Origin of the sequence: Thioalkalivibrio sp. AKL6 (genome assembly GCF_000376905.1) — a bacterium.
GTDB classification, from domain to species: domain Bacteria; phylum Pseudomonadota; class Gammaproteobacteria; order Ectothiorhodospirales; family Ectothiorhodospiraceae; genus Thioalkalivibrio; species Thioalkalivibrio versutus.
This window is the reverse complement of sequence record NZ_AQXS01000009.1, coordinates 40,590-53,567: the sequence shown is the minus strand read 5'-3', so window position 1 is coordinate 53,567 and position 12,978 is coordinate 40,590. Positions and strand designations below refer to the sequence as shown.

The window sequence follows — 12,978 nt, the reverse complement described above, 5'->3', positions numbered from 1 at the left end:
CCTGCACTCGATTCGTGTGCGTCAGCTGCGGGTGATCAGGGTCTGGATCACGTGGCCGGCGGCGGTCAGGCCGAAGATCGCGGGCAGGTAGGAGATGGTGCCGTTGACCGAGCGCGGGCGCCCGCCGTCGCCGACCGGCCGGTGCTCCGTGCCCTTGCGCGGCTGCTCGATGGAGAACACCACGGGGTAGTCGAGATGTGCGCCCAGGCGCCGCAGCCGCTTGCGCATCTGCCGCGCGAGTGGGCACACGCGGGTCTCGGTCAGCGGCCCCACGCGCACGGCCGTCGGGTCGATGCGCCCACCTGCGCCCATGCTCGAGATCACGGCCTGCCCGCGGGCCTGGGCGGTCGCGACCAGCGCGGCCTTGCAGACAATGGAGTCGATCGCGTCCAGCACGAAGTCGGCATCCTCGGGGACCAGGTCGCCGATGGTGTCGGGCTGGAGGAAGTCCTGGCGAATGATGACCTCGATGTCGGGATCGATGTCGCGGATGCGGTTCGCCATGATCTCGGTCTTGGGCCGGTCCACGGTGGAGCGCAGCGCGACGAGCTGGCGGTTCAGGTTGGAGGCCCCGACCACGTCGTGATCGGCCAGGGTCATGCGTCCGACCCCGGCCCGCGCGATCGCCTCGGCCGCGTAGCTGCCCACACCGCCCAGTCCGGCGATGAAGACATGCCGATCGCGCAGGCGTGCGGTGACGTCATGCCCCAGCAGCAGATCCGTGCGTTCGGTAAAGGGATTGTGCGGGGCGTCGGCGGGCGAGCTCATGCAGCGGAACCGGTCGGGAGCCGGAGGACCCGGCGTGCGTTTTGTGACGTGATTATAGCCATCTCGGCCGGATCCATGTCTCGCAGGGCCGCGAGCTGGCGGTTGACCTCGGCAGTCATGGCCGGCTCGTTGCGCTCGCCCTGGTGTCCGGCCAGCGGTTGGTCCGGGGCGTCCGTCTCCACCACCAGCGCCTGCAGCGGTGCGTCGCGCACCACGCGGTGCAGTTTCTTTGCGCGCTCGTAGGTCACGGGTCCGCCGATCCCGAGTGCAAAGCCGAGATCCGCCGCCTGCCGAGCCTGCTGCGGACTCCCGATGAAGGCATGCAGGATGCCGCTGATGCCGGGGTACTGGCGCAGGCCCTTCAGGACCTCGTCGAGCGCGCGTCGGCTGTGGATGATCACCGGCAGATCGCGCTCCCGGGCGATGGCCAGTTGCCGCGTATAGAACCGCCACTGACGGTCCCAGTCGAGCTCCTGGTGGTAGCCGTCCAGTCCGATCTCGCCGACGGCGACGGTCTCCGGGTGCGCGTCCAGCCAGGGCTCCAGCGCGTCGAGGTCGTCATCGGCATGGTCCTGCAGGAAGATTGGGTGCAGACCGTAGGCGATATGCAGACCATCGTAGTGTCGGTGCAGGGCGTCCAGATCCGGCCAGCGGGCACGCGTGACGCCGGGCAGGACCAGCTCCTGCACGCCGGCGGCGCGGGCCCGGTCCAGCACCGCCGGGCGGTCCGGATCGAACGCGTCGAGGTCCAGGTGGACGTGCGTATCGATCAGGTGCAACGGATCCGGCCTACGGACAGGGGTAGGTAAAGCGGGCGTGGATCGCCTCGATGGCCTCCAGCACGGCGTCGGACAGGGTGATGTCGACGGTGGCGATGTTCTCGCGCAGCTGTTCCATGGTGGTCGCGCCGACCAGGTTGCTGGTCACGAACGGTTGCTGGTTGACGAAGGCCAGTGCCAGCTGGGTTGGCGTCAGCCCATGTTCGGCGGCGAGCCTGGCGTACTCGGCGGTCGCGGCCAGGCCGGATTCGTTGCTGTAGCGCTGGAAGCGCTCGAACAGGGTCAGGCGGGCACCTGCCGGCTTGGCGCCATCCAGGTACTTGCCGGAGAGCATGCCGAAGGCCAGCGGCGAGTAGGCCAGGAGGCCGGCGTCCTCGCGGATGGCCATCTCGGCCAGGCCCGCCTCGAAACTGCGGTTGAGCAGGTTGTAGGGGTTCTGGATGGAGACAATGCGCTCGGACAGGCCGCGGTCATGTGCGCGGATCCATTCCATGAAGCCCCACGGGGTCTCGTTGGAGATGCCGATGGTCCGCACCCGGCCGCTGTCGACCATGGCCTTCAGGGCGGCGGCGGTCTCCTCGATCGGCGTGGCGTTATCGTCGGGCTTGTGGCTGTAACCGAGCTGGCCGAAGAAGTTGGTCGCGCGCGCCGGCCAGTGGACCTGGTAGAGGTCCAGATAGTCGGTCTGCAGCCGCTTGAGACTGTCGCTCAGGGCCTGCTCGATGTGTTCGCGGTTCAGCTGGGGGCCGCCGCGCAGGTAGTCGATCATGCCGGGGCCGGCGACCTTGCTGGCCAGCACGACCTGTTCGCGATTCTGGCGCTGCGCCAGCCAGTTGCCAATGTAGGTCTCGGTCAGACCCTGGGTGTCTTCGCGCGGCGGCACCGGATACATCTCGGCGGCGTCGATGAAGTGCACGCCCTGCCCCAGCGCGTAGTCGAGCTGCTCGTGCGCCTCGGCCTCGGTGTTCTGCTCGCCCCAGGTCATGGTGCCCAGGCCGATCAGGCTGACTTCGATATCGGTACGTCCCAGCTTGCGGTACTGCATGCCTTCTCCCGGGGTGTGGTGGAGTGCGTTTCAGGTGAACAGGGTCAGGACCCCGGTGTAGCCGTACAGGCGGTTGGCGAAGATCTCGCCATTGGCGAAGAAGCCGACCAGGGGTACGTCCCCCAGCCCCTTTTGCACGATAGCTAACTCCGCGCCTTCCTGCCCGAACTGGTGGCGTCCGCGCCCGACACAGGAGACGTAGAGCGCCCCGCGAATACCGTTGGGTGCCTGGGCGCGCACCTGTTCCAGCATGCGTTCCAGGTCGTCGCGGGCGGCCTGGCCGTCGCGGCGCACGAACAGGATCTGCGACCCCGGTTCCAGCATCTCGCCGATCGCCAGGACCTCCTGGTCCAGGTCCACCCCGATGATGTTGCGCACGCGATAGTCGCCGGTATCCGAGCCGGCGATGGGAAAGCCGACCAGGATGTAGCCCAGCGCGCGTTCCAGATCGCGCGACAGGACATCGCCGATGATGCCCTTGAATGCGGGCAGCGCCTGCTGCCCGTCCAGGCGCACGACGATGTTGCGCCAGGTCTCGGTCAGCTCGTGCTGGCCGGGCAGCGGTGTGCAGCCCTGGCTGTGGCGCGCGGCGATGGCGACATCGTCGCGCAGCGCCAGGCCGGTGATGCCCGAGGCGGAGACCCCGTCGGCGATCTGTACCACGCCGGGCTCGCCGGAGTTGACACCCCCGGTGGCGAACCAGGCGCTCCGCTCGCCGATCTCGGTCAGTATGCCTTCCAGGCCCTCCGTTTGGGGGTCGGCATTCAGGATCAGACGCCCCGGGGTCTGCGGGTCGAGGAAGCCGTCCAGTTCCTGTACCAGATCCTCGAAGCGACGGACCGGATGGTAGATGACCCGAACACTGGATGCCGGGAACTCGCCGATCATCAGGGTCACACCGGGTTGCTCGTAGAGCTCGTCGCGCGGGCCGATGATCGCCATGGCCATGCCGCCGACGAAGTGATCGATCCCGAGGCCTTCGCGCAGGTGTTTCAGCAGGCTGCGGGCGTGGCGGCTCAGGGGGTCGGAGAGATAGATGAAGCCGACGCGTACCTGATCATCGCCACGTACCGGCTGTTCGCCGAGCTCGGCGATCAGGGTGGTGGCCAGGGCCCCGGGCTCGTCGCCACGGGCGGTCGCGCTGCGAAAGGGTGTGGTCATAAACCGAGATGCTCCAGCATGCTGAGGGCCTCGTTGTCGTCGACCGGCAGGCCGGTGTGCACGTGCAGGCCGCCGTCTTCGGCGAAGACCAGGCGGGCGTGGTGGCGAGTGTCCAGTTCCTCCAGAAACCAGGCGATCTCGGAGGGGTGCACGGCATGCTGCCCGCGCGTCAGGTGGCGCACGAGGATGGCGTCCTCGCGTACGTCCAGAAACAATGGCTGGGGTAGCTCCAGCGGCAGGATGTAGGTCTGTACCAGCCATTCCACCGGGGTGGGTCGCCGCCGCGGCAGTGGCCGGCTGTCCATGCGGAAGTGCCCGCCGCCACCCGGCTGCTTGATGAGCTCCTCCAGCCAGTCCCCGTTGAAACCCTGGTGCACGATCAGCGAGCGTCCGTCGTAACGGCTGCGAAAGCGCTCCATCTGTTGGGCCGGCCGTGGCCCGAAGAGTCCGATCACGCCAACTCCGTCCTGTTGGTTAAAGCCCGAATCCTAGCGGAATGCCCGGCCTTGAACGAAAAAAGCCCCGCCGGAGCGGGGCTTGGGAACTTCTCTTGGGCTTGCGGATCAGCCGCGACGCGACAGCATCTCGTGGATGATCGGGGCCAGGATGACCTCCATCGCGAAGCTCATCTTGCCGCCCGGGACCACCAGGGTCTTGGGATCGGACATGAAGGAGTCCGGGATCATGTTCTGCAGGTACGGGAAGTCGATGCCGAGCTTCGCCGGATCCTTGAAGCTGATCACCACCATCGACTCGTCCGGGGTCGGCACCGCGCGGGCGATGAACGGGTTGGAGGTGTCCACCGTCGGCACGCGCTGGAAGTTGATGTCGGTGTAGCCGAACTGAGGGGTGATGTAGTTCACGTAGTCCGGCATGCGCCGCAGGATCGTGTCGACGATCGCCTCGGCGGAATAGCCGCGCTCGGCGTTGTCGCGGAAGATCTTCTGGATCCACTCGAGGTTCACGATCGGCACCACGCCGATACCCAGGTCCACGTGCTGCGCGGCGTCGACTTCGCCGTTCACGACCAGGCCGTGCAGGCCTTCGTAGAACATCAGATCGGTGCCCGGCTGGATCTCTTCCCAGGGGGTGAACTCGCCCGGTCCAAGGTTGGTGCCAAGGCGCTCGTTGTGCTCGGCGGCCTCTTCGTCGGAGTGCAGGTAGTAGCGCTTCTCGCCCTGGCCGGTCTCGCCGTAGGTCTTGAACAGCCCCTCGATGCGATCGAACAGGTTGGCTTCGGGGCCGAAGTGCGAGAAGTGATCGTTGCCGTCGGCGGCGGCCTTCTGCATCGCCTCCTTCATTGCCTTGCGGTCATAGCGATGGAAGCTGTCGCCCTCGATCACAACCGGGCTGATCTGCTCGCGACGGAAGATGGACTCGAAGGAGCGCTTGACGGTGGAGGTGCCGGCACCCGAGGAACCGGTCACCGCAATCACGGGATGCTTCTGGGACATGGGATTTCTCCTTGCAAACGGGTTGCTAAAGGTTGCGTTTAACAGACTAGAAAATCAGGTTGAGCATGAACATGGCGACCACGGCGAACAGGATGGTCATGATGCCGCCCGCCTTCATGAAATCCTTCACCCGATAGCCGCCGGGGCCCATGATCAGGGCGTTCACCTGGTGGGTCGGGATCAGGAAGGAATTCGAGGTGGCGATCGCCACGGTCAGCGCGAACACGCGCGGGTCGGCATCCATGCCCGCGGCCTGCGCGGCGATCGCGAAGTTGATCGCCAGCGGCACCAGCAGCACGGTCGCGCCGACGTTGGACATGACCAGCGTGAAGAACGTGGCCAGGGCAAAGATCGTCGCCTGCAGCACCCAGGGCGGTACGGTCCCCAGCATCTCCAGCGTGTTCTGCGCGATCCAGGCGGCGGTTCCGGTGTTCTCCACCGCCATGCCCAGCGGGATCAGTGACGCCAGCAGGAAGACGGTCTTCCAGCTGACGGCGCGATAGGCGTTGTCGAGGCTGATGACGCCGGTCAGGATCATGCCCAGTGCGCCGGTCAGTAGCGCGACCGAGAGCATCAGGTCGGTGAACACGATCAGGCCCACGGTCAGCGCCAGGAAGAACAGTGCATGCGGCACCTTGGACGGTACCAGTTCCTCGCGCGGATAGTCCGACGTGATCACCACGAAATCGCGGTCCTGCTCCAGCCGGGCCAGCGATTCCCAGGTGCAGTGCACCACCAGGATATCGCCCGGTTCCAGGGGGATGTCGCGCAGCCCCTCGCCGTAGGTCTCGTTGCCGCGCTGGATGCGCATCACCGACAGGCCGTAGGTCTGGCGCATCGCCAGTTCGGTGACCGTCTTGCCGGCGAGGTTCGAGCCCGGCGCGATGGCGACCTCGGCGACGCCGGAACGCCCACTGTCCAGGGCGTTGGCGAACACGTCGAGATGGGTGCTGGGACGCTTGCGCGTGCCCTCGCACAGCTTTTCCATGCGTGACGGGCTGGCCAGCACGGCCAGGTGCGAGTTGGCCTGGATCTCGTAGCCGGTCCACGGTGCCATGCGCAACTCGTCGCGCATGTAGGTGCCGACGATCGCGATCCCGGTCTCGCGCTCAATCTCGGCCACCGTGCGCCCAACCATCGGGTCGTTCTCCGGGACGAACAGCTCATGGATCTCGTAGGACAGGCCGTACACGCGTTGGAAGTAGTCCTGTGCACTTTCGCGCTGGGTGGCCTTGCTCTTGACCGACGGCAGTACGAAGCGGCCCAGCAGCACGAAGTAGACGATGGCGGTCGCCAGTAGGGCCAGGCCGATCGGGGTCACGTCGAACAGCTGGAACGGTTCCATGTCCGACGGCAGCAGGTCGTTCAGCAGGATCAGCGGGCTGGACCCGACCAGGGTGATGGTGCCGCCGACGATCGCGGCGAAGCCCATCGGCATCAGCAGGCGCGACAGCGGGATGTTCAGACGATTGGAGATGCGGCTCATCACCGGCATGAACAGCGCGGCTGCGCCGATGTTCTGCATGAAGCTGGAGATTACGCCGACGGTTCCGGAGACGGTCGGGATGATGCTTTTTTCGGTGGTGCCACCCACGCGCATGATGAACGCCGCCACCTTGTGCATCACGCCGGTCTTGTCCAGGCCGGCGCCGATAATCATCACCGCGATGATCGAGATCACCGCATTGGAGGCGAAGCCGCTGAACAGCTCTTCCTGGCCGACCAGCATCCCGAGTCCGGGCACCAGCGTCAGCAGGCCGAGCAGGACCATCACCGAGATCGCTGCCAGGTCGACCCGGATGATCTCGGAGACAAACAGGAAGATCGTGAACGCGAGCAGCGCAAGCACCACGATCATCTCGGTGGTCAGCGTAAGGTTTTCCATGTTCCAGTCGTGTCCTGAGGACCCGCGCCGGACGGCGCGTGGCCAGAAGCCGAAAAAGGGGACTCGCGCCGGGCGCAGGCGCCGAGGCGGGTCGGAGGAAACAGATTCCGCCTTTCCCTTGAAAGCGCGGGATTATTTCATCCCGCGGGCACGGACGCAAAAAATGCGCCGGCGTCGGGTTGGCGGTTCGGTCGGCGCGGCCCCGAGTGCTGGCGTTTGCCGGCATGTCGGTTATGCTTGGGAAAAAGTCCAGGTGGAGACCCCAGCATGTCCGAATCCGATGCCCCGCTGTGCCGTTTCGAGACCATCGTCCTGGCGACGGATGGCTCCGAGTTCAGCGAATCCGCCGAGAATGTGGCGCTGGATCTGGCGCAGCGCTGTGGTGCGCGCCTGATCGTCGCACGGATTATCCGCACCGATACCCAGCACGATGCGTTGTCTCCGCCGCGCAGCCACGAGGCGAGCGTTGCCGGCCAGACCGATCTGGATGCACTGGAAAAGCGCGCCCGCGAGGTGGGCATCGATGCCTCCATGATCCTGCGCCACGGGGTCGACCGGCACCAGGAGATCGTCGCCATTGCCGAGGAGTTCAAGGCCGGGCTGATCGTCATCGGCCGACGCGATCGCGGTGACCTCTCGCGCCTGATGGTGGGTGACGCCACGCGCAAGGTCGTGGGACTCGCACCCTGCAACGTGATGATTGTCCCGCGCGGCGCCCAGGCGCCGCATCGCGGGCTTCTGGTGGGGACCGACGGCTCCGACCTTGGGGACCAGGCCGCGCGCGCCGCAATCGAGCTGGCCGGCTATTGCAAGCTTCCGATCACGATCGTGTCCGTGGCGGTCCCGGGGCAGAACGAGGAGCGGCGTCAGGAGGGCGTTCAGGCCATCCAGCGTCTGCAGGGCGAGGCCCGCGAGAATGGGCTGGAGGCCGATGCGACCTTCGAGGAGGGGCGCCCCGAGGTTACCCTGCTGGAGGTCGCTGCGCGCGACCATCGCGATCTGGTGGTGGTCGGCAGCCACGGGCGTACCGGGCTCAAGCGCCTGCTGATGGGCAGCGTGTCCGAGCGCGTGATTGGCGGGGCTGACTGCCCGGTCCTGGTGGTCAAGAACGTCTGATCCGACCCGGCATCGCGCCGGGTATCATCAGGCGGGTTCGTCGGTGCGTCGGTAGAGCAGATCGGCGACCTGGTGGCCGCGTTGCTCCCCGCGCCGTTCGAACTTGGTCACCGGGCGCTCCGGTGGCCGGCCGGGAGCCGGGATCGGGCCGTCCGGCACGAACCATGGCCGGCATTCCTCCAGCACCACCATCATGTGTTCGGCATATTCGGCCCAGTCGGTTGCCAGATGCAGCCGCCCGCCCGGCCGGATGCGCGTCGCCAGGTGGCGCACGAAGGCCGGCTGGATCAGGCGCCGCTTGTGGTGGCGCTTCTTGTGCCAAGGGTCGGGGAAGAACACCTGCACGCAGTCCAGGCTGGCGGGCGTCAGGTAGTGCTCCAGTAGTTCCACCGCATCGACGTCGCTGACGCGCACATTGGTCAGGCCGAGCTGCTCCACCTCGCGCAGCAGATGCCCGACCCCCGGTCGATGGACCTCGGTACCGATGAAGTCGCGTTCCGGCTGGTTTTCCGCCTGCTCGGCCAGGCTCTCGCCGTCCCCGAAGCCGATCTCCAGCGTCACGGGTGCCGTGCGCCCGAAAACGGAAGTCAGGTCCAGCGGTGCCGCGGGTTCCGGTAGCTGCAGGCCAAAGCGCGGGGACAGTTCGTCCAGGGCCCGCTGCTGGCCCGGCGTCAGCCGGCCCTCGCGGCGCACGAAGCTGCGGATGCGGCGGTAGAACGGCTTGTCGTCCGTCTCGGCGTTGGCGTGGTCGCTCATGCTCAGCTGAAGAACAGGCCAGTCTGCGGCGAGGAGGCCGAGGCGTAGCGCCGCGGCGCCATGCGCCCGGCGCGGAAGGCCTGACGCCCGCCGATGATCGCGTGGCGCATGGCCGAGGCCATCAGCACCGGGTCATCGGCCGCGGCGATGGCGGTGTTCATCAGCACGCCGTCGCAGCCCAGCTCCATTGCGATCGCGGCGTCCGAGGCGGTGCCGACTCCGGCATCCACCAGCACCGGAACCGAGGCGTTCTCCACGATCTCGCGGATGTTGTAGCGATTCTGGATGCCCAGGCCCGAGCCGATCGGCGCGGCCAGCGGCATGATCGCCAGGCAGCCGATGTCTTCCAGGCGCTTCGCCAGCAGCGGGTCGTCGGTGGTGTAGACCATCACGTCGAAGCCCTCGGCCACCAGCGTCTCGGCGGCCTTCACGGTCTCGAAGACGTCCGGGTACAGGGTCTTCTCGTCGCCCAGGACCTCCAGCTTCACCAGGTTGTGGCCGTCGAGCAGCTCGCGCGCCAGGCGGCAGGTGCGGATCGCATCCTCGGCATTGAAGCAGCCGGCAGTATTCGGCAGCAGCGTGTAGCGCTCCGGCGAGATCACGTCCAGCAGGTTGGGTTCGTCCGGGTTCTGGCCGATGTTGGTGCGGCGGATGGCGACGGTCACGATCTCCGCGCCGCTCGCCTCGATGGCGTCGCGGGTCTGGTCAAGATCGCGGTACTTGCCGGTCCCAACGAGCAGGCGGGAGGTGAACTCGCGCGTGCCTACGCGGAACAGGTCGTCGCCGGACGCGGCCGATTCGGTCATGGTCATTCCTTCGTTGAAAAGTGGTCGCAGGCCGGGCGGCTGGGCAATCTAGCCGCCCCCGATTGCCTGCACGATCTCCACGCGATCCCCGGGTTTCAGAGGATGGGCCGCGTGCTCGCTGCGCGGGACCAGCTCTTCGTTCACCTCCACCGCCAGACGGCGGCCGCCAAGGCCGCGTGCCTCGATCAGCGCGGCCAGGGTGGCCTCGCGATCATCGGGGAGTTCAATGGGTTCGCCGTTCAGCTGAATCTGCATGGTTCTTCGACTGCTCAGTTTACCGTTGAGCCGGAGGCCGACAAGGCCTACAATCGGCGCCGCAAGCGGGTGTAGTTCAATGGTAGAACGGGAGCTTCCCAAGCTCTTAATGTGGGTTCGATTCCCATCACCCGCTCCATTCTATCAGGCTTCCCGGCCTCACCGGTCCCCGGAAAGCGGGATATGGACTTGCTCCAGATCCCTGTTATATCGTCGGAATCATGAACATCGACTCCAACAACCCGGATCTGCTCTCGGTCCACGCCGCGCGCGAAATGCTGCGCGAGCACGCGATCTCCCCGACCGAGCAGCGCGTCGAGATTGCCCGCGTGATGTTTGCCCGCCATCAGCACCTCAGCGCCGAGCAAATCCTCGGGCAGCTAATGCGGCATGCCTCGCGGGTGTCCAAGGCCACGGTGTACAACACCCTGAACCTGTTCGCCGAGAAGGGGCTGGTGCGCGAGGTCGTGATTGATCCGGCCAAGCTGTTCTACGACTCCAACCTGAATCCGCATCACCACCTGTTCCATACCGATACCGGGCAACTGGAAGACGTGGATCCGGCGCGGATCGACATCTCCGATCTGCCCGCCCTGCCGGAAGGCAAGGAGCTCGAGGGTGTGGACGTCGTCTTCCGCGTGGGCCGCCGCCGCTCCTGAGCCGGTGATCGGTCGATTGTCCGGGCTCGCCGGATTGTGGTCGGCACCGGCCCTCGCTATCATGTCGCGCTTCGCCGGTGTAGCTCAGTTGGTAGAGCAATCGATTCGTAATCGATAGGTCGGAGGTTCGACTCCTCTCGCCGGCACCAATTACCCCTCCCGGGGCGTCCCGCCCCGAACTCCAGTATCCGGAAAAACAGTGAGTTAGGCCCCTCTTGGGTCCTGGCTCGTCCGGTGCTGTCCGTAGACAGCCTAGCAAAGATGGGGGTAGATTCGGGGGTATATCCATCCTCAGGGGGTATCTGAATACCCCCAACCCGAGAATGCCCCCATGCCGAAGCCGACCAACAAGCTGACGGCCGCCGAACTGAAGGCCGCGAAATTTAAGGGCAAGCCCTACAAGTTGGCGGATGGCGGAGGGCTCTACCTCCACGTTCAGAAGTCCGGCCAGTATTGGCGGCTGAAATACCGATTTGGTGGACGCGAGAAGCTGTTGGCCCTGGGGGTGTATTCGACGGTTGGGCTGGCGGCTGCGCGCAAGGCACGGGATGACGCGAAGACCCTGCTTTCCGAAGGCAAAGACCCGGGGGCGGTTCGCCGGGATGCGCGGGTGCGCGAACTGGAAGCGGATACGTTCGAGGCCGTGGCTCGGGAGTGGCTGGAAAGGCAGGCATCCCGGCTGGCGGATGAAACCCTGCGGATCACGCGCCGCCGGCTGGAGACCTGGGCTTTTTCGGATATTGGCGACCGCCGGTTAGCGGAGATTGAGCCACCGGACGTGCTGCGTCTGTTGCGCCGTGTGGAGAGCAGGGGCAAGCATGAAACCGCGCATCGGCTGCGTCAGCGGATCGGCCAGATATTCCGGTATGCGATTGCCACCGGTCGCGCAGACCGCGACCCCACGGCAGACCTGAAGGGCGCGCTGGCGACTACCCCCACCAAGCACCGCTCAGCCCTGACCACGCCCGACACCGTGGCGCCCCTGCTGCGAGCGATCCACGGTTATGACGGTCAACCCGTTACCTGGGCAGCCCTACGGCTGTTGTCCCTGACGTTTGTCCGACCGGGGGAGCTGCGGCAAGCGAACTGGGGCGAATTCGACCTAGACGGCGCGTTGTGGCGCATACCTGCCGGCCGCATGAAGGCTAAGCGCGATCACTTGGTGCCGCTGTCTCCGCATGCCGTTGAATGCCTGCGATGGCTGTACCCCCTAACCGGCCACCGCCCCTACGTGTTCGAGGGTGTTCGCCGTAATCGCCCTCTGAGCGAAAACACGATCAATTCGGCTTTGCGTGCGCTCGGGTATGACGGCAGCCAGATGACGGCGCACGGATTCCGCAGCATGGCCTCCACAATGCTCCACGAGCTTGGGTGGCCGCCGGAGGTGATTGAACTTCAGCTATCGCACGCGCAGCGGTCGCAAGTGGCAGCCGCCTATAACCGATCGGCCCGGCTGGATGAGCGCCGGCGGATGATGGAAGCATGGGCGGATTATCTGGACAGCCTGCGTGACGGGACGGCCAACGTGGTGGCCCTGCGGGGCGCGTGATGTTCTGGAATAAACCACGTACTCGGTCGATGACGAAGGCGGAGGCGGCGCAGTACAACAGCCCGGAAGAAGCGGGGCGCCGTGTGGTGGAGTCGCTGCGCGCGTGGCTGGCGCGCGCCATAAAGGACCTCGGCCCCGAGACACTGCCGCCTGAGGTTCGCGACTGGTATCGGCTCGATCCGGAGCCCGCCATCTGGTTTGATCCAAGACATCCGCATCTGTCTCTGGGGGAGTGTCACCGCCTAGTTTCTGGCATCCCCCCTTATCGTCCGGGTTGGATCGAATGGACGCCCAAGCAGGCACGGGCCCTTAAGGTGCTTCACGATGCTCGGGCCGCAGTGGACGCGACGAAAGGGGTCCCCGCCCCTGCGGCCCTGCCGATTCTGGAATGTGCAATTAACTTGGGTGACGGCCTCGCCCAAGCACACGTTGCACCCTGGGAGCCCATAGCCGCCTTAGGGCAGAACTATAGCCGCCAGCAATCAGAGAAGGGCCACGAGGGCGCGCGCAAGCGCTGGGATGGGGCGCACAAGGCAGTTGGGACGATTGTTGAGCGGTTGGCCAGGGAGTGTGACGGCTGGGGTGATCCCGCTCCTCCGTCTGAACTATGGCCCCGCCTGTTCGCCGCCCTCGAAAATGCCGGCCTGCGGCCCGAGGATCGCGGGGACCGCTATGACTGCGACGGCTACACGATTACCCGCGACAACTTCCGCCAAAAGTTATCGAGGCTGCGGCGCGCGTGACG

Annotated in this window: 14 protein-coding genes and 2 tRNA genes; 6 read left to right on the top strand and 10 right to left on the bottom strand. The window is 66.1% G+C overall.

All coding sequences use genetic code 11. From position 1 onward, the window contains the following. Positions 1–21: 21 nt before the first annotated feature. From D575_RS0105430 to D575_RS0105400, 7 genes are all read right to left on the bottom strand, one after another. Positions 22–768, bottom strand: coding sequence for a ThiF family adenylyltransferase (locus tag D575_RS0105430; protein WP_018144900.1), 747 nt, complete (start codon positions 766–768; stop codon positions 22–24). Beyond that, a complete protein-coding gene (locus D575_RS0105425; protein ID WP_018144899.1) occupies positions 765–1,547 on the bottom strand; it encodes a TatD family hydrolase in 783 nt (260 codons plus the stop codon). The genes D575_RS0105430 and D575_RS0105425 overlap by 4 nt, the downstream gene beginning before the upstream one ends. A 10-nt stretch (positions 1,548–1,557) precedes the next feature. Beyond that, positions 1,558–2,592 carry an NADP(H)-dependent aldo-keto reductase gene (locus D575_RS0105420; RefSeq protein ID WP_018144898.1) on the bottom strand — a complete coding sequence of 345 codons (1,035 nt, stop codon included), beginning with the start codon at positions 2,590–2,592 and terminating at the stop codon, positions 1,558–1,560. Positions 2,593–2,622: 30 nt separating this feature from the next. Further along, the gene (locus tag D575_RS0105415) at positions 2,623–3,753 is read right to left on the bottom strand and encodes an FIST C-terminal domain-containing protein (RefSeq protein ID WP_018144897.1); all 1,131 of its coding nucleotides are present in this window, start codon (positions 3,751–3,753) and stop codon (positions 2,623–2,625) included. Continuing rightward, a complete protein-coding gene (locus D575_RS0105410) occupies positions 3,750–4,208 on the bottom strand; it encodes a hypothetical protein (RefSeq protein WP_018144896.1) in 459 nt (152 codons plus the stop codon). Before D575_RS0105410 ends, D575_RS0105415 begins: the two co-directional genes overlap by 4 nt. 108 nt (positions 4,209–4,316) lie before the next feature. Then, a complete protein-coding gene (locus D575_RS0105405; RefSeq protein WP_018144895.1) occupies positions 4,317–5,207 on the bottom strand; it encodes a phosphoribulokinase in 891 nt (296 codons plus the stop codon). Between the two features lie 46 nt (positions 5,208–5,253). Continuing rightward, a complete protein-coding gene (locus D575_RS0105400; RefSeq protein ID WP_018144894.1) occupies positions 5,254–7,092 on the bottom strand; it encodes an SLC13 family permease in 1,839 nt (612 codons plus the stop codon). A 267-nt stretch (positions 7,093–7,359) separates the two neighbouring features. Between D575_RS0105400 and D575_RS0105395 the strand changes: the two genes are divergently transcribed. Next, the gene (locus D575_RS0105395) at positions 7,360–8,208 is read left to right on the top strand and encodes a universal stress protein (protein ID WP_018144893.1); all 849 of its coding nucleotides are present in this window, start codon (positions 7,360–7,362) and stop codon (positions 8,206–8,208) included. Between the two features lie 27 nt (positions 8,209–8,235). On the opposite strand, the gene trmB is transcribed toward D575_RS0105395, so the two are convergent. From trmB to thiS, 3 genes are read right to left on the bottom strand one after another with little or no spacing between them, the layout of a single operon-like run. Then, positions 8,236–8,964, bottom strand: a complete 729-nt coding sequence (gene trmB / locus D575_RS0105390; RefSeq protein ID WP_018144892.1) for a tRNA (guanosine(46)-N7)-methyltransferase TrmB — start codon at positions 8,962–8,964, stop codon at positions 8,236–8,238. A 2-nt stretch (positions 8,965–8,966) separates the two neighbouring features. Then, positions 8,967–9,770 carry a thiazole synthase gene (locus D575_RS0105385; RefSeq protein ID WP_018144891.1) on the bottom strand — a complete coding sequence of 268 codons (804 nt, stop codon included), beginning with the start codon at positions 9,768–9,770 and terminating at the stop codon, positions 8,967–8,969. Positions 9,771–9,818: 48 nt separating this feature from the next. After that, positions 9,819–10,025, bottom strand: coding sequence for a sulfur carrier protein ThiS (gene thiS / locus D575_RS0105380; protein ID WP_018144890.1), 207 nt, complete (start codon positions 10,023–10,025; stop codon positions 9,819–9,821). A 65-nt stretch (positions 10,026–10,090) separates the two neighbouring features. Here thiS and D575_RS0105375 point away from each other — a divergent pair. From D575_RS0105375 to D575_RS0105355, 5 genes are all read left to right on the top strand, one after another. Then, positions 10,091–10,164: transfer RNA gene (locus D575_RS0105375), tRNA-Gly, on the top strand. 82 nt (positions 10,165–10,246) lie between these two features. Further along, a complete protein-coding gene (locus D575_RS0105370; RefSeq protein ID WP_018144889.1) occupies positions 10,247–10,684 on the top strand; it encodes a Fur family transcriptional regulator in 438 nt (145 codons plus the stop codon). A gap of 73 nt (positions 10,685–10,757) precedes the next feature. Then, a tRNA-Thr gene (locus tag D575_RS0105365) sits at positions 10,758–10,833 on the top strand. Positions 10,834–11,015: 182 nt separating this feature from the next. After that, complete coding sequence (locus D575_RS0105360; RefSeq protein ID WP_018144888.1) at positions 11,016–12,233, top strand: integrase arm-type DNA-binding domain-containing protein; 1,218 nt, start codon at positions 11,016–11,018, stop codon at positions 12,231–12,233. Beyond that, positions 12,233–12,976, top strand: coding sequence for a hypothetical protein (locus D575_RS0105355; protein ID WP_155985172.1), 744 nt, complete (start codon positions 12,233–12,235; stop codon positions 12,974–12,976). The genes D575_RS0105360 and D575_RS0105355 overlap by 1 nt, the downstream gene beginning before the upstream one ends. Positions 12,977–12,978 lie beyond the last annotated feature (2 nt).